The organism is Dactylosporangium cerinum, from assembly GCF_042653625.1.
GTDB classification, from domain to species: Bacteria; Actinomycetota; Actinomycetes; order Mycobacteriales; family Micromonosporaceae; genus Dactylosporangium; species Dactylosporangium cerinum.
In genome coordinates, this window is sequence record NZ_JBHSIU010000131.1 from 231,223 (window position 1) to 249,382 (window position 18,160).

The 18,160-nt window shown below is 73.0% G+C and carries 17 protein-coding genes; 15 read left to right on the forward strand and 2 right to left on the reverse strand.

All coding sequences use genetic code 11. From position 1 onward, the window contains the following. Position 1 precedes the first annotated feature (1 nt). Both ACFPIJ_RS63100 and ACFPIJ_RS63105 read left to right on the forward strand, forming a co-directional pair. The gene (locus ACFPIJ_RS63100) at positions 2-646 is read left to right on the forward strand and encodes an ArsR/SmtB family transcription factor (RefSeq protein ID WP_380129185.1); all 645 of its coding nucleotides are present in this window, start codon (positions 2-4) and stop codon (positions 644-646) included. Further along, complete coding sequence (locus tag ACFPIJ_RS63105; protein WP_380129186.1) at positions 643-1,875, forward strand: MFS transporter; 1,233 nt, start codon at positions 643-645, stop codon at positions 1,873-1,875. Before ACFPIJ_RS63100 ends, ACFPIJ_RS63105 begins: the two co-directional genes overlap by 4 nt. A gap of 17 nt (positions 1,876-1,892) precedes the next feature. On the opposite strand, the gene ACFPIJ_RS63110 is transcribed toward ACFPIJ_RS63105, so the two are convergent. Further along, a complete protein-coding gene (locus ACFPIJ_RS63110) occupies positions 1,893-2,669 on the reverse strand; it encodes a hypothetical protein (protein WP_380129187.1) in 777 nt (258 codons plus the stop codon). 168 nt (positions 2,670-2,837) lie between these two features. Here ACFPIJ_RS63110 and ACFPIJ_RS63115 point away from each other — a divergent pair, with 168 nt between their 5' ends. The 13 genes from ACFPIJ_RS63115 (at position 2,838) to ACFPIJ_RS63175 (ending at position 15,816) form a co-directional block, all read left to right on the forward strand. Beyond that, entirely contained in the window at positions 2,838-3,287 is a 450-nt protein-coding gene (locus ACFPIJ_RS63115) for an RrF2 family transcriptional regulator (RefSeq protein ID WP_380129188.1), read from the forward strand. Positions 3,288-3,297: 10 nt separating this feature from the next. Continuing rightward, entirely contained in the window at positions 3,298-3,729 is a 432-nt protein-coding gene (locus tag ACFPIJ_RS63120; RefSeq protein WP_380129189.1) for a cupin domain-containing protein, read from the forward strand. A gap of 2 nt (positions 3,730-3,731) precedes the next feature. Then, positions 3,732-4,409 (forward strand): DsbA family oxidoreductase, encoded by a 678-nt coding sequence (locus ACFPIJ_RS63125; protein WP_380129190.1) that lies wholly within the window; start codon positions 3,732-3,734, stop codon positions 4,407-4,409. Positions 4,410-4,694: 285 nt separating this feature from the next. Next, the gene (locus tag ACFPIJ_RS63130; RefSeq protein WP_380129191.1) at positions 4,695-6,227 is read left to right on the forward strand and encodes an ABC transporter substrate-binding protein; all 1,533 of its coding nucleotides are present in this window, start codon (positions 4,695-4,697) and stop codon (positions 6,225-6,227) included. Next, entirely contained in the window at positions 6,224-7,234 is a 1,011-nt protein-coding gene (locus tag ACFPIJ_RS63135; protein WP_380129192.1) for an ABC transporter permease, read from the forward strand. The genes ACFPIJ_RS63130 and ACFPIJ_RS63135 overlap by 4 nt, the downstream gene beginning before the upstream one ends. Then, entirely contained in the window at positions 7,231-8,055 is an 825-nt protein-coding gene (locus tag ACFPIJ_RS63140) for an ABC transporter permease (protein WP_380129193.1), read from the forward strand. The genes ACFPIJ_RS63135 and ACFPIJ_RS63140 overlap by 4 nt, the downstream gene beginning before the upstream one ends. 65 nt (positions 8,056-8,120) lie before the next feature. Then, positions 8,121-9,020, forward strand: coding sequence for an ABC transporter ATP-binding protein (locus ACFPIJ_RS63145; protein ID WP_380129194.1), 900 nt, complete (start codon positions 8,121-8,123; stop codon positions 9,018-9,020). An 85-nt stretch (positions 9,021-9,105) separates the two neighbouring features. Next, positions 9,106-10,089: an ABC transporter ATP-binding protein gene (locus ACFPIJ_RS63150; protein WP_380129195.1), complete on the forward strand. Its 984-nt coding sequence runs from the start codon at positions 9,106-9,108 to the stop codon at positions 10,087-10,089. Beyond that, positions 10,086-12,389 (forward strand): molybdopterin-dependent oxidoreductase, encoded by a 2,304-nt coding sequence (locus tag ACFPIJ_RS63155; RefSeq protein WP_380129196.1) that lies wholly within the window; start codon positions 10,086-10,088, stop codon positions 12,387-12,389. Before ACFPIJ_RS63150 ends, ACFPIJ_RS63155 begins: the two co-directional genes overlap by 4 nt. After that, the gene (locus tag ACFPIJ_RS63160; RefSeq protein WP_380129197.1) at positions 12,386-13,495 is read left to right on the forward strand and encodes an acyl-CoA dehydrogenase family protein; all 1,110 of its coding nucleotides are present in this window, start codon (positions 12,386-12,388) and stop codon (positions 13,493-13,495) included. The genes ACFPIJ_RS63155 and ACFPIJ_RS63160 overlap by 4 nt, the downstream gene beginning before the upstream one ends. Next, positions 13,492-14,616 (forward strand): LLM class flavin-dependent oxidoreductase, encoded by a 1,125-nt coding sequence (locus ACFPIJ_RS63165; protein WP_380129198.1) that lies wholly within the window; start codon positions 13,492-13,494, stop codon positions 14,614-14,616. The genes ACFPIJ_RS63160 and ACFPIJ_RS63165 overlap by 4 nt, the downstream gene beginning before the upstream one ends. Beyond that, complete coding sequence (locus ACFPIJ_RS63170; RefSeq protein WP_380129199.1) at positions 14,613-15,314, forward strand: alpha/beta hydrolase; 702 nt, start codon at positions 14,613-14,615, stop codon at positions 15,312-15,314. Before ACFPIJ_RS63165 ends, ACFPIJ_RS63170 begins: the two co-directional genes overlap by 4 nt. 19 nt (positions 15,315-15,333) lie before the next feature. Next, positions 15,334-15,816 carry a flavin reductase family protein gene (locus ACFPIJ_RS63175; RefSeq protein WP_380129200.1) on the forward strand — a complete coding sequence of 161 codons (483 nt, stop codon included), beginning with the start codon at positions 15,334-15,336 and terminating at the stop codon, positions 15,814-15,816. A gap of 77 nt (positions 15,817-15,893) precedes the next feature. Here ACFPIJ_RS63175 and ACFPIJ_RS63180 read toward each other — a convergent pair whose 3' ends face one another. Beyond that, on the reverse strand, positions 15,894-17,846 hold the full coding sequence (locus tag ACFPIJ_RS63180) for a galactose-binding domain-containing protein (RefSeq protein WP_380129201.1): 1,953 nt from the start codon (positions 17,844-17,846) through the stop codon (positions 15,894-15,896). Positions 17,847-18,160: the final 314 nt, after the last annotated feature.

An 18,160-nucleotide genomic window follows, 5' to 3' on the forward strand; every position in this document is an offset into this window, starting at 1 on the left:
CATGCCCGATGAGAATGCCCGCGTCCTCACCGACATCGAGGCGCTCAAGGCGCTCGCGCATCCGCTGCGGCAGCAGATGCTGACCCGCCTGCAGCGGCGCGGCGCGGCGACCTCCGCCGACCTGGCGACCGAGTTCGCCGTGGACCGCGGCGCGGCCAGCTACCACCTGCGCCAACTGGCCCGGTTCGGCTTCATCGAGGAGGACACCGGTCGCTCCGCCGGCCGGCGGCGATACTGGCGGTCAGTCCCGCAGGACATGCGCCTGCCCAGGCGGCCCGCGGACGCCGACGTCGCGGCGGCCGCCATGGAGGTCGGCCGGCAGTGGCTGGAGCGCTCCGAGCGCGACCTGCACACCTACCTGGCCAACCGGGAGGAGCACGGCGAGTTCGCCGTCGCCGCCCAGCACTCCTTCGGCCACACCGCGCTCACCGAGGAGGAACTGGCCCGGTTCGGCGAGGAGTACATCGCCTTCCTCAACCGCTGGCACCGCGACCCCGCACCCGGCCGCCGGCACGTCACTGTCCTGTTCCACGCTTTCCCCACGCCGGAAGCCACGCCGGAAGCCGCGCCGGAAGCCGCGCCGGACCCCGCGCCGGACCCCGCGCCGGACCAGACGTCGGACCAGACGTCGGACCAGACGTCGTGACCAGGGTGGCCGAGCCGGGCGTGCCGGCGCTGTGGCGCAACCGCGACTTCGTCACGCTCTGGAGCGGGCAGGTCGTCTCCGCCCTCGGCGCCCGGATCAGCGCGACCGCGATGCCGCTGCTGGTGCTGGCCACCACCGGATCGGCCGCCGACGCGGGCCTCGTCGCGGCGGCCGGCACGCTGCCCTTCCTCGTCGCCCAGCTCCCGGCCGGGCCGCTGGTGGACCGGTGGGACCGCCGTCGAGTCCTCCGGGCCAGCGAGGCGCTGGCCGGTCTGGCCCTGCTGAGCGTCCCGATCGCCCAGTGGCTGGACGCGCTCACCGTCGCGCAGCTGGTCGTGGTCGCGTTCGTGCAGGGCATGTGCGCCGTCTTCTTCGGCCTGGCCGAGACCGCGGCCCTGCCCGTCATCGTGCCGGCCGTGCAGCTGCCCACGGCGCTCGCCCAGAACGAGGCCCGCGGCCGGGGTGCGGCGCTGGCCGGCGGCCCGATCGGTGGCCTGCTCTTCGGGTTGGACCGCACGCTGCCGTTCCTGGTCGACGCGATCTCCTACGCCGCCGCCTCGGTCGCGCTGTTGTCGCTGCGCAAGGAGCTGCGCACCGGGCCCGTCGCCCCGGCCGAACCCCTCTGGCAGGCGACCGCCACCGGTCTGCGCTGGATCTGGCGGCACCCGCTGATCCGGGCCGCGATCCTGCTGATCGCCGCCAGCAACCTGGTCTTCCAGGCGCTGGTCCTCGTCCTCGTCGTGCTCGCCCAGCGCCGCGGCGCCACCGCCGGTGAGATCGGCACGATGCTCGGCGTCTACTCCGGCGGCGGGCTGCTCGGCGCGCTGGCGGCGACCAGGCTGCATCGCCACCTCAGCCCCAAGATGGTCATCATCGGGGTCAACTGGATCTGGACCGCGCTGCTGCCGCTCTTCCTGCTCACCACCAACGCCCTGCAGATCGGCGCGATCGGCGCGGCCACCGCGTTCGTCGGACCGCTGTGGAACGTCGTGATCGTCAGCTACAGCGCCCTGCTGGTCCCCAACGAGTTGCTGGGCCGCGTTACCAGCGCGGCGATGACGGTCTCCTGGGGCGTCATGCCGATCGGGTCGCTCGGCGCCGGGCTGTTGCTGGCCGGCGCGGGCCCGACCGGCACGATCCTCGCGCTGACCGGCGTCATGCTCGCCACCGCCGTCGCCGCGACGATCAGCCCGGCCGTGCGGCGCGCCCCGCCGCTCCCGCGTGGTTGAGGCGGGCCCGGCACGGGCTACTCGTGGGGGAGCAGGAACCGGTGGTTGACCTGGAAGAGCTTGCCGTCCTGGGTGGCGAGAACCGGCCAGCGGGTGGGGTCGGGGCGCGGCACGGCGCGCAGCAGGGCGCGGGCCTGCCGGTCGCGGAGGTCGAGCTGGGCGACGAACTCGTCCTTGCGCAGGTGCGGCACCGGCACCCCGGCCGGCCACGGCTCGACGACGGTCGGCTGCTGCGGCTGGGTGGGGTCGAGCAGGACCGCGATGAGCCGGACCGCGTCCGGGTGGAACGGCGAGCCGCTCTTCAGCGTGCGGTCGCGCAGCTGGGCGAGGTGGTCCAGCAGCGAATACGACGCCGGCGGATACGCGCGGTCCGAGCGGGTCTCCTCGAGCCCCTCGAACTGGGCGCGGGAGCGGCGACCGTTGGCGCGCAGCGTGAACACCGTCGACGGCACGTCGGCGATCATCGGGGCACCGGGGCGGCGGCGGGTGTTCGCGGGGTCGCGCAGCACGGCGGCGGCGTGGTTGCGCAGCGAGCGCAGCGTGCCCTGGCCGATCTTCAGTCGGCGGTTCGCGTCGGCGATGAGGGTGCCGTCGTCGTAGGCGGCGAGGCGCGGGGCGCGCAGCGCGTTCCAGCCGGCGGGGACGAAGCCGCCGGTCAGCTCCCAGGTGAGCAGCGGCTGGGGGCGCCGACCCGCCTCGATGTCCTCCGGTGCGGCCACCGCGATCGCGGCGCCGCCGACGGCGGCCGTGAGGCCCACCGCGCCCGCGCCCAGCAGCAGACTTCTGCGGTTCATGCTTCGTCGCTCCCGTCCGGCCGGGCGTCGTGCCCAGCCACTGGTGACCTTAACGACAAAACGGACTAAAGGACTTTAATGCGCGGACGGGAATGGATACATACCGAAGTCGTTTGGTAGGGTTTCCGGGGTAGGCGATCAACCCCGTCGGCGAGGATGTGTCCCGCGATGCGCATATCGGCGAAGGCGGACTACGCGATCCGCGCACTGGTGGAACTGGCGGCCGACGCCGGGCGTCCACTGGTCTGCGAGGGGATCGCGGCCGCCCAGCACATCCCTTACCGGTTCCTCAAGTCCGTCATGCGCGACCTGCGCCGGACCGGCCTGGTGCGCAGCCAGCGCGGCTGCGAGGGTGGATACTGGCTCGGCCGCGACGCCGCCACCATCACCCTGGCTGACGTCGTCGGCGCGGTCGACGGCGAGCTGATGACCGTGCACGGTGAGAGTCTCGAAGGGTCGGCCGACACGACCAGGGCGCCCGGCGTGACCGCGGTCTGGCGGGCGATCCAAGCCCGCACCGAGGAGATCCTGACCGGCGTCACGATCGCCGACCTGCTCACCGATGCGCCGGCCGAGCCCGCGGCGTCGCTGCTGGGCCTCGTCGGCAGTACCAAGTAAGGATGCGAACATGACCGACCACTGGCACGCGCCGCTGCGGCACATCAAGGGCAAGGAGCTCAGCGGCGACACCCGGCAGACCAGCGGGATGACCCGCCTGGAGGCCGTCTCGGGCAAGACCGTCGGCTCGGAGAAGGTCTGGATGGGCCAGACGCACGTGGCCCCGGCGACCAGCTCCGGCGACCATCATCACGGCGAGGCCGAGACCGCCATCTACGTTGTTTCCGGTCACCCGGTGTTCGTGTTCGCCGAGGATGGCGCCGAACGAAGGCTCGAGACCGAACCCGGCGACTACATCTTCGTGCCGCCGTTCGTGCCGCACCGCGAGGAGAACCCGGGCGAGGACGAGGCGGTCGTGGTCATCGCCCGCAGCAGCCAGGAGGGCATCGTGGTCAACCTGCCGAGTCTGTTCACAGCCGGGACCGAGACGGAAACGGACTGACCGTGCTGGAGGTCGTCGAGTTCACCGACCCGATGTGCCCGTGGGCATGGGGGTCGGAGCCGACGTTCCAGCGGCTGCGCGAGCTGACCGGGGGCCGGTCCCGGTGGCGCCGGGTGTACGGCATCCTGTTCGACCTCGACGACGACCCGCCGCCGGACCCGGCCGCGGAGACCGCCTGGTACTTCCGGTTCGTCCAGCAGGTCTCCGGGCACACCGGCGCGCCCTGCCCGGCCCGGCTGGAGCGGGTCGCGCTGAGCTCGTGGCCGGCGTCGCTCGGGGCCAAGGCCGCGGCCCGGCAGGGCGCCGAGAGCGCGGTGCTGAGAAAGCTCCGCGAGGCGATGTTCCTCAGGGGTGAGCCGGCCGACACCGCCGAGCGCGTCCTGGCCGCGGCGGCGGAGGTCGGAGGCCTCGATCTCGACGCCTTCGCCCGGGACCTGGACGACCCGCGGATCGAGGCCGCCGTGCGCGCGGACTGGCTGGAGACCCGCCGCCCGGCGGCCGAGGTGATCGGTCTCACCGCGCCGGGTCCACACTGCGGCGCGGCCAAGCCGATCGACGGCGGTCTGCGTTACGCATTGCCCACGCTGCTCTTCGAAGGGCCCCTGGGCAGGGAGATCGTGCCGGGATGGCGGCCTCTGCAGCAGTACCTGGACGCGGTCGAGCGGGTCGCGCCGGCCTGAGAACTCCTATAAAAACCATCGGATTTGTCTCGAACAATAGGACACTTCCCGATGGCTATTGACGACACTGAAGCGGCGTCCGCATGATGGGCACATGACATCGACCCACCCCGGCGTAGTTCGTCGCTACGTCGACTTCCGGCGCACGGCCAGCGCCCTCTGTCGATAAGTCACCGTCGATCTCTTCGGGCCTGTCGCCCAACTCTTTCTTTGAAGCCGCACCCACTGCGGGCGGTTCCGTGCACCCTCAAGCACCCTCCGACACCTTCGAAAGGCTCCGTCCCCATGAGCTCATCGCTGACCCGCAGGTCGTTCCTCGGACTTGGTGCCGCAGCCGGCACCGCGACCCTGCTCGCCGCCTGCGGTGACGGGACGGTCGCCGGCCCCAGTGGCACCGCCGGCGGCACCCTCAAGTGGGGCTGGTCCAGCGTCACCAGCTGGGACCCGGTCACCTCGTCCGCCGGCTGGGACGTGCACCTGCTGTCGCTGGTCTACGCCGGCCTCACCAAGCTCGACGAGAAGGGCAACGCCGTCCCGGCCCTCGCGACCGGCTGGAAGTACGACGCCGCCGGCACCACACTGACGTTCACGCTGCGGCCCGGCCTCAAGTTCAGCGACGGCACCGCCCTGGACGCGACCGCGGTGAAGAAGAGCCTGGAGCGCGGCCGCGACTTCCCCAAGTCGCTCATCGCCGCGCAGCTCGCCAACGTCAAGTCGGTCACCGCACCCGACGCCACCACTGTGGTCATCGGTCTCGCCCAGGCCGACTACCAGATCCCGAACCTCTTCGCCGGCAAGACCGGCATGATCGTCAGCCCGGCGGCGTTCGAGGCCGACGCCGCGGCCCTCGCGACCAGGCCCGTCGGCGCCGGGCCGTTCACGCTCACCTCGTACGTGCAGAACTCCAAGGCCACCCTCACCCGCAACCCCGACTACTGGGACGCCGCGAACATCAAGCTCGGCGGCTTCGAGGCGTACCCGCTGCCGGAGTCCGCCACGGTCGTGGCTGCGCTGCAGTCCGGGCAGTACGACGTGGCGCAGATCCCCGGCAGCCAGGTCGACGCCGCCAAGGCCGCCGGCCTGCAGGTCCAGGTGATCCCGTCGCTGGTCGTCGCGGTCCTCGACGTCAACATCGCCAAGAAGCCGTTCGACGACCCGAAGGTCACCGAGGCGCTTCGCTACGCCGTCGACCGGGCCGCGCTGCTCAAGACCGCGCAGTTCGGCCACGGCGACGTCGCCTACCAGCCGTTCCCGAAGGGCTATGCCGGCTACAGCAACAGCCTCGACGGCATCTACCAGTACAACCCCGACAAGGCCAAGCAGCTCCTCGCCCAGTCGAGCTACGGCACCTCGCCGGTCGAGGTCGTCATCACCACCGCCAAGGCCGAGGGCGTGCCCGAGCAACTGCAGTCGCAGCTCAACGCCGCCGGGTTCAAGGCCACCATCGAGGTCATCCCGCAGGCACAGGCAACGCAGCTGGTGTACGTCCAGCACAGCAAGGCCCTGTTCGTCGACCAGTTCGCCGGCCGGGACTCCGCCGTCCAGGCGTTCCAGGTGCTGTTCGGCAAGGAAGGCCTGATGAACCCCGGCCGGCAGACCCCGCCGGAGCTCGCCGAGGCCCTCGCGAAGGTCAGCAAGACCCCGCTCGACGACCCGTCCTACCCGAGCGTGCTGCAGGCGGCCACCGCGATCGCGGTCAAGTCGATGCCCAACGTCTTCCTTTACAGCGTGCCGCGAATCCTCGCCCGCCGCGCCAACGTGTCGGCGATCCCCGAGTTCACCGTCGTCCAGCGCTTCGAAGGGGTGACCGTGTCATGACGACGCTGCTGTCGCGACCGGCTCCGGTGGCTTTGGCAAAGCCGGACCCGGCGCCGCCGAAGCGGAGGTCCCGGCGCTGGATCGGTACCCTCGCCACGCCCGTCGTGGTGTTCGTGTTCTCGTCGCTGCTGACGTTCGGGCTCGGCGCGCTGTCGCCGAGCAACCCGGCCGCTGCGGTCCTCGGCGAGACCGCGACCCCGGCCGACATCGCCCGGATGAACCACGAGTTCGGCCTCGATCGGCCGCTGCCCGTGCAGTACGTCGACTGGCTGTTCTCGGCGCTGCAGGGCGACCTCGGCCGGTCGTACTTCACCACCATCCCGGTCGCCGACAGCATCTTCGCCGCGCTCCCCGTCGATCTCGCCCTGGCCGGCCTCGCGATCCTCCTGGCCGTGCTCATCGGCGGGGCCGCCGGGATCGCCGCCGCGCTGCGGCAGGGCAGCCGCCTCGACCGGGCCGTCACCGCCGTCGCCTCCGCGCTCGGCACGCTGCCGCCGTTCGTGCTCGGCATCGGCCTCATCATCGTCTTCTCGGTGCTGCTCAAGGCGCTGCCGGCCGGCGGCTACGTGCCGCTGGAGAACGGCCTCGGCCAGTGGCTGCGCTTCGCGATCCTGCCGGCGCTCGCGTTGAGCCTCGACATCGCCGCCTCCATCGCCCGGCAGCTGCGCACCTCGCTGGTCGGGCAGCTCGGCGAGAACTACGTCACCGGCGCGGTCGTGCGCGGCCTCGGCACCCGCCGGGTCCTGTTCGGCCACGCGCTGCGCAACGCCATCGGGCCCGCCCTCACCGTGCTGGGCATCGGCGTGCCGATGATCCTCGGCGGCGCCGTCGTCACCGAGAAGATCTTCAACCTGCCGGGCCTGGCCCAGCTGGCGCTGCAGGCGTCCGGGCAGCACGACGTCCCGCTGATCCAGGGCACCCTGCTCGTCACCGTCACCGTCGTGCTGGTCTGCAACACCCTCGTCAACATCGCCGTGCTGCGGCTGACCCCCCAGGGCAAGCGATGAGCGTGATCACGGCCGGCCGGCCGACCTTCAGGCTGCCGTCGGCGCGGTTCGCGATCGCCGTGCTCGCCGTCGTCGCGTTCCTCGCCGTCTTCGGCGGGACCGTCACCCCGCACGACCCGCTGCTGCAGGACCCGGATCTGGCGCTGCGCGGGCCGAGCCTCACCCACCTGTTCGGCACCGATTACCTCGGCCGCGACGTGTTCAGTCGGCTCCTCGCCGGCACCGGCACCACCGTCGTCGCCGCCCTGGAGAGCGTCGGCGTCGGGCTGGCCCTCGGGGTCCTGCCCGGCCTCGCGTCGCTGTGGCTCGGCCGGACCGTCGAATGGGTGCTGCTGCGCGCCGTCGACGCCGTGATGACGCTGCCGTTCATCGTGTTCGCGATCGCGGTCACCGGCATCCTCGGCAACGGCCTCACGCAGGCGATGGTGGCGATCGGGGTCCTCTTCGCGCCGCTGTTCTTCCGGGTCACCCGCGCCGCCGGGCTCAGCCTCACCCGGGCCCAGTACGTCGAGGCGGCCGAGCTGTTCGGTGCCTCGCGATGGCGGATCCTGCGCACCCACGTGTGGGGCAAGGTCGTGCCGACCGTCGCCGTCACCGCCGCGCAGGCCACTGGCGGCGCGCTGCTCGCGGTGTCGTCGCTGACGTTCCTCGGCATCGGCGTCCAGCCGCCCGCTCCCACCTGGGGAGGAGTCCTCGCCAGCGAGCTCGGATTCCTGTCCCAGCAACCATGGGCGCCGGTCATCCCCGCGGCCCTCATCATGGTGGCGGTCGCCGCCCTCAACGCCCTCGCCGACGCCATCCGCCCGGGCGGTGTGGCATGACGTCGGTGTTGCGAGTCGATCAGCTCCGAGTGACGCTGAACACCGGCCACGATGCCGTTCGGGACGTGTCGTTCACCATTGCACGAGGCGAGTCCGTCGGGCTCGTCGGCGAATCCGGATCGGGCAAGACACTCACGTGCCGGGCCGTCCTCGGCGTCCTCCCGCCCGGTGTCACGGTGGGTGGCGGCGGTCTCCAGCTCGGCGACACCGAGCTCACCACACTCGACCGGCGCGGGTGGGACGCGGTGCGCGGCAACCGGCTCGCCGCCGTCTTCCAGGACCCGGCGTCCTACCTCAATCCGTCGCTGACCGTCGGCCGGCAACTCGCCGAGCAGCTGCGGCTCAAGCGCCGCCTGCCCCGCAACCAGACCCGCGCCGCCGCCGTCGAGCTGCTCAGCGCGATGGGGCTGCGCCGGGCGTCCGCGGTGTACGACCAGTACCCGCACGAACTGTCCGGCGGCATGCTCCAGCGGGCCCTCATCGCCATCGCCGTCGCCGGAGAACCCGAGCTGCTCGTCGCCGACGAGGCCACCACGGCCCTCGATGCCGCCGTGCAGGCCGAGGTCCTGGACCTGCTGCGGCACCTGCGGGAGGAGCGCGGCCTGGCGCTGCTGCTCGTCAGCCACGACCTGGCCGTCGTCGCCGAGGTCTGCGACCGGGTCGCGGTCTTCTACGCCGGTGAGATCGTCGAGCAGGGCCCGACCGCCGACGTCATCGCCAACCCGCGGCACCCGTACACGGAGGCCCTGCTGCGGGTCGCGTCCCTGGGCGACTGGCGCCGCCGCGACCTCGAGGTCATCCCGGGGCGGCCCCCGGAGCCGGGCGCGATGCCGATCGGGTGCCGGTTCGCGGCCCGCTGCGCGCACGCGACCGACGCCTGCGCGACCCCCGTCGAGCTGTCCACAGTGGACGACCGTCAGGTCCGGTGCCACCGGGCCGCGACCCTGGAACTGGTGGGCGCATGAGCGGGCCGGAGCGCAGCGGAGGGGCCGTGAATCAGGGGCTCAGTTTTAGCTCAGGCCGACGCCGGAGCGCAGCGGAGGTGGCGGCATGAGCATCCTGCTGTCCGTGGACGGGCTCGACGTCACGTTCGACAAGCACCGGGTCCTGGCCGACCTGTCGCTGAACGTCGAGGCGGGGGAGATCCTCGGCATCATCGGCGAGACCGGCTCCGGCAAGACCACCCTGGCCCGGGCCGTCGTCGGGCTGTCGCCGGTGCGCGCCGGCCGGATCACGTTCGACGGCACCGACCTCACCGCGCTGCGCGGCAAGGCCCGCCGGGCGTGGCGGCGCACCGGCCAGGTCCAGTACGTGTTCCAGGACCCGCTGCGCGCCCTCGACCCGCAGCACACCGTCGCCCGGATCGTCGCCGAGGGGCTCACCGTCGCCGGCACGCTGGACCGGGCCGCGATCGACGCCCGGGTCGCCACCGCCCTCACCCAGGTCGGGCTCGACCAGTCCCTCGCGGGCCGGCTGCCGGGGCAGATCTCCGGCGGCCAGCGGCAGCGGGTGCTGCTCGCCCGCGCCGTCGCCCTCCAGCCGCGGCTGCTGCTGTGCGACGAGCCCGTCAGCGCCCTCGACGCGTCCAACCGCAACCACGTCCTGCGCCTCCTCGCCGACCTGCGGGACCGGTCCGGGGTCACCGTCGTCGTCATCTCCCACGACCTGAGCTCCCTCGCCGGGATCGCCGACCGGGTCGCCGTGCTCTACGGCGGGCGACTGGTCGAGCAGGGCCCGATCGAGCGGGTGCTGAGCGAGCCGCGGCACCCGTACACGGCCCTGCTCACCGCGTCCGCGCCCAGCGTCCGCCGGGAGCACCCGATCCCGGCGCGGGCGCTGCGGCCGGCCCCGGACCACCAGCCGGTCGCGGCGTTCGGGCCAGACGCCTGCTCCTACGCGTCGCGGTGCCCCTTCGCGACCGGGCGCTGCACCGCGGCACCGGCCACGGTCGAGGACACGGTGCAGGAGGCGTGGTCGGTGGCGTGCCACCACGCCGACGAGTGGCGGTCCCGGCTGGTGGTCGGCGCGCGATGAGCACCCCCACCACGTCGCACTGGGGCGCGTTCCGGGTCCGGGCCGGCGCCGGCGACACCCTGACCGTAGAGCCGCATCCGGCCGACCCGGCGCCGTCGCCGCTGCTGGGCAACGTCGCCGGCGGGCTGCGGCACCGCACCCGGGTGGCGCGGCCCGCGGTCCGGCGCGGCTGGCTCGACGACGGTCCCGGCCCGACCGACCGGCGCGGCCGCGACGGCTACGTCGAGGTCGACTGGGACACCGCCCTGGACCTCGTGGCGGCCGAGCTCGACCGGGTCCGCCGCGAGCACGGCAATGCGGCGGTCTTCGGCGGCTCGTACGGCTGGGCCAGCGCCGGCCGCTTCCACCACGCGCAGAGCCAGCTGCACCGGTTCCTCAACGGGTTCGGCGGCTACACCGGCTCCCGCAACTCCTACAGCCTCGGCACGTCCCTGGTGCTGCTGCCACACGTCGTCGGCGACGCCGAGGAGGTGCTGCGCAACGCCTCCTCGTGGCCGACGCTCACCGAGCACACCGAGCTGCTGGTCGCGTTCGGCGGCGTCCCGGCGAAGAACGTCTTCGTCACCCCGGGCGGCGTCACCCGCCACAGCACGCCCGGCCACCTGCGCCGGCTCGCCGAACGGCGGGTCCCGGTGGTGCTCGTCAGCCCGCTGCGCGCCGACCTACCCGCGGATCTGCTGGCCGGCACGGACGCCACGTGGCTGCCGGTCGTGCCCGGCACGGACACCGCCCTGATGCTCGCCCTCGCGCACACCCTCGTCGCCGAGGGCCTGCATGACCGGGCGTTCCTCGACGCGTACACGACCGGCTTCGACGTGCTGTCGGAGTACCTGTTCGGGGGAACCCCCAAGGACGCCGAGTGGGCCGCCGCGATCTGCGGCATCGACGCCGCGGACATCCGGGCCCTGGCGCGGCGGATGGCGGCGGCCAGGACCCTGGTCACCGTCACCTGGTCGCTGCAGCGGGCCCAGCACGGCGAGCAGCCGGTGTGGGCCGGGATCGCCCTCGCGGCGCTGCTCGGCCAGATCGGCCTGCCCGGCGGTGGCTTCGGCCACGGCTACGGCTCGATGGGCGACGTCGGCGACCACGGCCCCAACCGCCGCCTGCCGTGGCTGCCGCAGGGCGCCAACCCGGTCCGCGACTTCATCCCCGTGGCCCGCATCGCCGACATGTTGTTGCGGCCCGGCGACACCTACGACTACGACGGCGAACGCCGCACCTATCCCCAGGCGCGACTCGTGTACTGGGCCGGCGGAAACCCCTTCCACCACCACCAGGACCTGACCCGGCTGCGGGCCGCGTTCGGCCGGCCGGACACCGTCGTCGTGCACGAACCGCACTGGACGTCGACCGCCCGGCACGCCGACATCGTCCTGCCGGTCACCACCAGCCTCGAACGTGACGACGTCGGCGGCGGCCGCCGCGACACCCACCTCATCGCGATGCACCGCGCGGTCGACCCGGTCGGGGAGGCCCGCGACGACCACGCGATCCTGGCTGCCCTGGCGGACCGGCTCGGCTTCGGCGACGCGTTCACCGAGGGGCGCACCCCGCGGCAGTGGCTGCGGCACCTGTACGACGGCTGGCGCGACGACCTGCGCGCCGAAGGTCACGACGTGCCGGACTTCGACGCGTTCTGGGCCGCCGGCGAATACGAGCTGCCGGCCGGCCCGACCCACTTCACCCTCTTCGAGGACTTCCGGGCCGGGCGGACGTCGCTGAAGACGCCGAGCGGGCGGATCGAGCTGTACTCCGCGACCGTCGCCGGGTTCGGCTACCCGGACTGCCCCGGCCACCCGGCGTGGCTGGAGCCCGACGAGTGGCTCGGCGCGCCGGCCGCCGCGAGGTTCCCGCTGCTGCTCATCGCCAACCAGCCCGACACCCGGCTGCACAGCCAGCTCGACGTCGGCGCCACCAGCCTCGCCGGCAAGCGCGCGGGCCGGGAGGCGCTGCACGTGCACCCCCTGGACGCCGCCGATCGAGGGATCCTCGGTGGCGACGTCGTGCGGGTCTTCAACGACCGGGGCGCATGCCTCGCCGGCGTGGTCCTCGACGACGGGCTGCGCCGCGGCGTGGTGCGGCTGCCGACCGGTGCCTGGTTCGACCCCGTCGAGGAGCCCGGCGGGCGGCTGCTGTGCGTGCACGGCAACCCGAACGTCCTCACCGGCGACGTGCCCAGCTCCCGGCTGTCGCAGGGCTGCACCGGCCAGCACGCCCTCGTCGAGATCGCGGCGCTCACCGCCCCGCCGCCGCCGGTCACGGTCCACCACCCACCGTCCTTGGAAAGGAGTTCCGCATGAGCCTGGACGTGGTGACGCAGGAGTTGGCCGCCCGCGCGGCGGAGCACGACCGGGACGCGTCGTTCCCCTACGACGGGATCGCCGTCGTGCACAAGCACGGGCTGCTGACCGCCACCGTCGCGACCCGCTACGGCGGCGAGGGCGCGGGGCTTGCCCGCACCGTCGACATCCTTTCGGCACTGGGCGCCGGGGACCCGGCCGTCGCGCTGGTCACGGCGATGACACTGTTCACCCACGCCGCGCAGGCGCGCCGGCCGTCGTGGCCGGCGGAGCTCTACGACGAACTGCTCGCCGAGTCGCGGCAGTGGCCGGCGCTCGTCAACGCGCTGCGGGTCGAACCGGAGCTCGGCACCCCCGCTCGCGGTGGCCTGCCGGCGACCATCGGCCGCCGCGACGGCGCCGACTGGGTGATCGACGGGCACAAGATCTTCTCGACCGGTGCGGTCGCGTTGTCCTGGATGGCCGTCTGGGGCCGCACGGACGAGGACCCGGCCCGGGTCGGGTCGTTCCTGGTCCGCGGCGGCAGCCCCGGCATCCGGATCGAACCGACCTGGGACCACCTCGGGCTGCGCGCCAGCCGCAGCGACGACGTGCATCTCGAGGGGGTGCGGGTGCCCCTGGAAGCGTTCGTCGAGACGGCCGCCGACATCCGCGACTGGAACGCGCTCGGGCTCGCCGCCCTGTACCTCGGTGTCGCCGCCGCCGCCCGTGACTGGCTGGTCGGCTTCCTGCACGAGCGGGTCCCGGCCGCGCTCGGCAAGCCCCTCGCGACCCTGCCCCGTTTCCAGAGCGCCGTCGGCGAGATCGAGGCCGCGTTGGTCTCGGCCGGGGTGCTGGTGCGCGCCCAGGCCGCCGACTACGACGCCGGGCTCCCCGTCGACGCGGGCATCGGCAAGCTCGTCGCCACCCGGGCCGCGATCGGCGCGGTGGAGCAGGCCGTCGCGCTCGTCGGCAACAACGCCCTCAACCGCCGCAACCCCCTGGAGCGCCACCTGCGTGACGTGCTCTGCGCCCGCATCCACACCCCACAGGACGACACCATCCTCGCCGCGGCCGGCCAGGCCGCGCTGAACCGTTCCCAGCACACGAAGGAGCACACGTCATGACGGTCGAGTTCGTCGGCATGATCGGCACCCAGCACGCCTCGGAGATCCACGCGCCGTCCGGGCCCGTGATCGACCCGGCGTACACGCGCCGGTTTGCCCGCGCCCACGAGGACGGCGGCTTCGACCGGATCCTCATCGGCTACGGCTCCGGCTGGCCCGAGGGCGGCCAGGTCGCCGCGCACGTCGCCGCCCACACCGAGCGGCTCGGCCTGCTCATCGCGCACCGCCCCGGCTTCGTCGCGCCGACGCTCGCCGCGCGGCAGTTCGCGACCCTGGACCAGTTCAGTGGTGGCCGGGTTGCCGTGCACACGATCACCGGCGGCAACAACACCGAGCAGCAGCGCGACGGTGACTACCTCGACAAGGACGAGCGGTACGCGCGCACCGACGAATACCTGGAGATCCTGCGCCGGGCGTGGACCTCGCCGGAGCCGTTCGACTACGACGGCCGCTACTACCGCTTCGCCGACTTCGCCGCGCACGTCCAGCCGGCGCACCGTATCCCGCTGTTCTTCGGAGGGTCGTCGGAGGCGGCGTACCGGGTCGGCGGCAAGCACGCCGACACGTTCGCGCTGTGGGGCGAGCCGCTGAAGGAGACCGCGGAGCAGATCGCGTCCGTGCGGGCCGCCGCGGCCGCCGCCGGCCGCACCGACGTGCCCGGCATCAGCGTGTCGTTCCGCCCGATCCTTGCCCCGACCGAGGACCTCGCCTGGGAGCGGGCGCACTCGATCCTCGACACGATCACCAGTGGCGCGGCGAAGTGGCCGCAGCGCGCGTGGCGCACCAACGGCGCACCGGAGAACGTGGGCTCGCAGCGGCTGCTCGCCGCGGCCGCGAAGGGTGACCTGCACGACCGTGCACTGTGGACCGCACCGGCCAAGGCGACCGGCGCCGGCGGCAACTCGACCGCGCTGGTCGGCACGCCCGAGACCGTCGCGAAGGCCCTGCTCGACTACGTCGACATCGGCGTCACCACGATCCTGATCCGTGGCTACGACCCGCTGGACGACGCGATCGACTACGGCCGGCACCTGCTGCCGCTGATCCGCCAGGAGCTCGCACACCGTGAGCTCTCGAAGCCGGCTTCCCAGGCTGAGCCGGTCGCGGCGGGTGCCCGATGACCGCGACGATCGGCTCGCCCGTCGTGGCCGGCGCCCGCTGGGACCCGCCGGCCGCGATCGCGGTCCGCGGCACGGTGCTCATCCTGCCGGGCCGCGGCGAGCACGCCGGCGTCTACGACCGGTTCGGCCGCCGCATCGCCGCCGACGGCTACGCGGTGCGTTCCGCGACCCCGGAAACGGCTGTGTCGCTCGCCCAGGACGCGCCGGGTCCGGTCGTGCTCGCCGGCTCCGACACCGGCGCGCTGCACGCCCTTGCCGTCGCGGCCGCGCACCCGGACCTGTTCGCCGGGGTGGTCGCGGCGGGGGCCCCGGCGGCCGATGGGGTCACCGTGGACTGGGACGACGAACTGCAGGCCCGCACCGCGTGCCCGACCCACCAGGCGCGGCTGACCGGCGATACCGGCTTCCAGCGCGGGGCGCTCGCCCTGCCGGTGGCGGCGAACCTCCTCGCCCCGGCGCCGGTCGCGGTGCCGGTCCTCGTCCTGCACGGCGAGGCCGACACCGTCAGCCCCGTCGACGCCGCCCGGCGGCTCGCGGCGGACCTGCCGAAGGCCGAGCTCGCCACGGTCCGCGACGGCCGGCACGACGTGCTCAACGACGCCACCCACCGCACCGTCGCCGCGCACGTCGTGCAGTGGCTGGAGCGCCTGCGCGCCGACGCGGACGCGACCCCGATCCTCACCGTCCACCCGCACTGACAGCTCAAGGGGGACCCCGATGACCGTCACCGCCATCGAACCCGACCTGTTCCGCCAGCTGCTGCGCCGGCACGCGGCCGGTGTCGTGGTGATCACCGCGCCCGGCCCGTCCGGCCCGGCCGGGTTCACCGCCACGTCGTTTACGTCCGTGTCGCTGCACCCGCCGCTGGTGTCGTTCTGCCTCGACCGCCGCTCGTCGAGCTGGCCGACGGTCGAGGCCGCCGGCCACGTCGGGGTGCACGTCCTCGCCGACGCGCAGGAGCAGGTCGCGCGCCAGTTCGCGACCAGCGGCATCGACCGGTTCGCCGCCCCGACCCGCTGGCGGTCCGGCCCGCACGACGTCCCGGTCCTCGACGGCGCCCTCGCGGTCCTCGTCTGCCGGGTGGTGGAACGCGTCCACGCCGGCGACCACGCAATCGTGCTCGCCGAGCCGGTCCTCGGGGAACACCGGGAGGGCCTGCCCCTGCTGTACCACATGGGCCGCTACCTCAAGGCCGCCTGAGGCGGCGGGTGGCGACCGGACGCCTGGTCGCCACCCGCCTTGGCCCTGACCGTCGGCGTCGGTCAGGGAGGTTCGGGTCAGCCGGTGTAGACGCGGAACTCCGAGACCTGGCCGGCGGGCCAGCCGGTGTTGGCGGTGAAGTTCAGCCGCAGGTACCGCACGGACGTCGTGGTGGGCAGGGTGATGGTGACCGTGTTGGCCGCGTTCTGGTCGAACGTGTAGCCGCGCGAGCTCACGATGGTCGCGCCGGTGCTGCCGTCGGTGACCGACAGCGTCTGGGTGCGGGTGCCCCAGTTGGAGGGCAGGGTCAGCACGACCCGCCGCGCGGCGGTGGCGGCGCCGAGGTCGACCTGCAGCCACTGCGGCCACGCGTTGTTGGCGCTCTCCCAGTAGGTGCCGGTGTTGCCGTCGACGGCGTTGCCGCTGCCGTACACCTGGGTGTGGCTGCTCTCCGAGGTGGGTTTGCCCTGCGCCAGGTTGGTGGTGTTGTTCGGCGGCGCAGACGTGGTGACGGTGACCGCGTTGGAGGCGCCGGAGGTGTTGCCCGCCGCGTCGTAGGCGGCGACGACGAAGGTGTACGCCGTCGACCCGGTCAGCCCCGTCGCCGTGAAGGCGAGGCTCCCCGTAGTGCCGATGGCCACTGAACCCGAGCCGCTCACCCGGGAGATCCGGTAGCCGGCGACGCCCACGTTGTCGGTGGCGGCGTTCCAGGCCAGGGCGACGGTCGTGTCGGTGTTGCCGGTGACCCGCAGGTTGCCGGGGACGCTCGGCGCGGTCTGGTCGGGGCCGGTCGGGAACGGCACCGTGAACCGGGTCGCGGTCAGCGCGATCTGGCCCTTGAGCATCCGGCCGCCGTCGTTGGTGAGGCGCAGGTAGTAGTCCGACGAGCAGGGGGTGCCGTCCTCGTCGAGGGCGCGCATCCCGGAGTTGGTCGGCTGCCACGCCGCGCTCTCCGCGGTCTTGGCGATCTGGTTGCCCTCGTTGAACTCGTCGAACATCGAGATGTAGACGCTCGGCACGCCGGCGCGGGTGTGGTTGTAGAACTGCCGCCACATCAGCTCGCCGTGGCGGCGGTGGCCGGAGGCGAGGTCGCCGGGGATGATGCACGGCTGGTAGTCGATGCCACGGGCGTTGAGGTCGGCGAGGTCGGGCAGGACCCGGTTGGTGTAGAACCAGTCGGCGCCGTTGTTGTCGCTGATCCGGCCGACCATCCACGGCGAGATCATGTGGAAGGCGTGGTACACGTCGATGAAACCGGCGCGGGAGTCGTCGGTGCCGAGGCGCCAGTGGGTGGGCACGCCACCGATCACGTAGCAGCCCTGGTTCTTGAACCAGTTGATGACGTCCAGGCACTGCGCCGGGGTGAACGGACGGCCGTCGTCGTTGAAGCCGAAGCCCCAGATGCACACGACGGGCTTGCCGTTCTGCTTCGCGTAGGCGGGGGAGGCGGTGTACGCGGACATCTTGGTGGTCCAGTCGGTCTTGATCTCCGACTGCATGGTCAGCCACCAGGTGACGTCGTACATGATGTAGAACTTGCGCCCGGTGGCCTCGGCGGCGGTGCGGACCTTCGCCGCCATCGCGTCGCGGGTCGGTCCTTCGCCACCGAACGGGTTGAAGCGCTGCAGGGCCGCGACGTCGCAGCCGTTCTCCTGCATCCACCGGAAGTGGGTGTCGACGGTCTGCTGGTCGTAGGAGGAGAACAGGTTCGCCGGCTGGCCGTTGCCGAGGTTGGCGAAGTTCGTGCGGTACCCGCGCGTGAAGTCGCGCATGTCGGGCCAGCAGGTGATGGAGCAGGCGCCCGGGGCCGGCGGCTGGGACCAGTTGGGGCTGTAGTGCCACCAGCCGTTGATCGGCGCGCCGTCGCCGGGGGCGGCGAACCAGCCCTGGTAGCCGACGGTGACCTTGCCGACGACGTCGCCGGGCGGGCTGGCCGCCTCGGCGGCGGTGGTGGCGGCCGCGACCGGCAGGGCGGTGGCGGCCGTCCCGGCGAGCGCGGTGGTGATGACGGAGCGGCGGGAAACTCCCATGTGGACTCCTCGGGTGTGCCCGTCGGAGTGTCCGGCCCGCGCACGGCAGTTGACCGGCCCGATGGCGGTCGGGCGCGGCGATCGGCGCGGCGGGTGGGCACGTGCGACGGGGCGGGCGGGGGCGTTGCGTGGCGGGGCAGCGGGCAGGCGGGCCCGCGGACCGGCAACGAGCAGCCCACGCGTGTCACGGCGCGGTTGGCGGTGCTGGCATCGCATGTCGGCTTCTGCGCTGGAATCCTGCCAGCAACCCACAGCCCAACGCAATACTTCGATGCAATCGTCGCAAGATTACGACTGGTCCTGCTCGCCCTGTT

Excerpts from the sequence above, each read along its gene's own strand:
- ACFPIJ_RS63135 (WP_380129192.1), top strand. The coding sequence starts at position 6,224 with ATGACGACGCTGCTGTCGCGACCGGCTCCGGTGGCTTTGGCAAAGCCG.
- ACFPIJ_RS63170 (WP_380129199.1), top strand. The coding sequence starts at position 14,613 with ATGACCGCGACGATCGGCTCGCCCGTCGTGGCCGGCGCCCGCTGGGAC.
- ACFPIJ_RS63115 (WP_380129188.1), top strand. The coding sequence starts at position 2,838 with ATGCGCATATCGGCGAAGGCGGACTACGCGATCCGCGCACTGGTGGAA.
- ACFPIJ_RS63160 (WP_380129197.1), top strand. The coding sequence starts at position 12,386 with ATGAGCCTGGACGTGGTGACGCAGGAGTTGGCCGCCCGCGCGGCGGAG.
- ACFPIJ_RS63100 (WP_380129185.1), top strand. The coding sequence starts at position 2 with ATGCCCGATGAGAATGCCCGCGTCCTCACCGACATCGAGGCGCTCAAG.
- ACFPIJ_RS63175 (WP_380129200.1), top strand. The coding sequence starts at position 15,334 with ATGACCGTCACCGCCATCGAACCCGACCTGTTCCGCCAGCTGCTGCGC.
- ACFPIJ_RS63150 (WP_380129195.1), top strand. The coding sequence starts at position 9,106 with ATGAGCATCCTGCTGTCCGTGGACGGGCTCGACGTCACGTTCGACAAG.
- ACFPIJ_RS63130 (WP_380129191.1), top strand. The coding sequence starts at position 4,695 with ATGAGCTCATCGCTGACCCGCAGGTCGTTCCTCGGACTTGGTGCCGCA.
- ACFPIJ_RS63155 (WP_380129196.1), top strand. The coding sequence starts at position 10,086 with ATGAGCACCCCCACCACGTCGCACTGGGGCGCGTTCCGGGTCCGGGCC.
- ACFPIJ_RS63165 (WP_380129198.1), top strand. The coding sequence starts at position 13,492 with ATGACGGTCGAGTTCGTCGGCATGATCGGCACCCAGCACGCCTCGGAG.
- ACFPIJ_RS63110 (WP_380129187.1), bottom strand. The coding sequence starts at position 2,669 with ATGAACCGCAGAAGTCTGCTGCTGGGCGCGGGCGCGGTGGGCCTCACG.
- ACFPIJ_RS63180 (WP_380129201.1), bottom strand. The coding sequence starts at position 17,846 with ATGGGAGTTTCCCGCCGCTCCGTCATCACCACCGCGCTCGCCGGGACG.
- ACFPIJ_RS63140 (WP_380129193.1), top strand. The coding sequence starts at position 7,231 with ATGAGCGTGATCACGGCCGGCCGGCCGACCTTCAGGCTGCCGTCGGCG.
- ACFPIJ_RS63120 (WP_380129189.1), top strand. The coding sequence starts at position 3,298 with ATGACCGACCACTGGCACGCGCCGCTGCGGCACATCAAGGGCAAGGAG.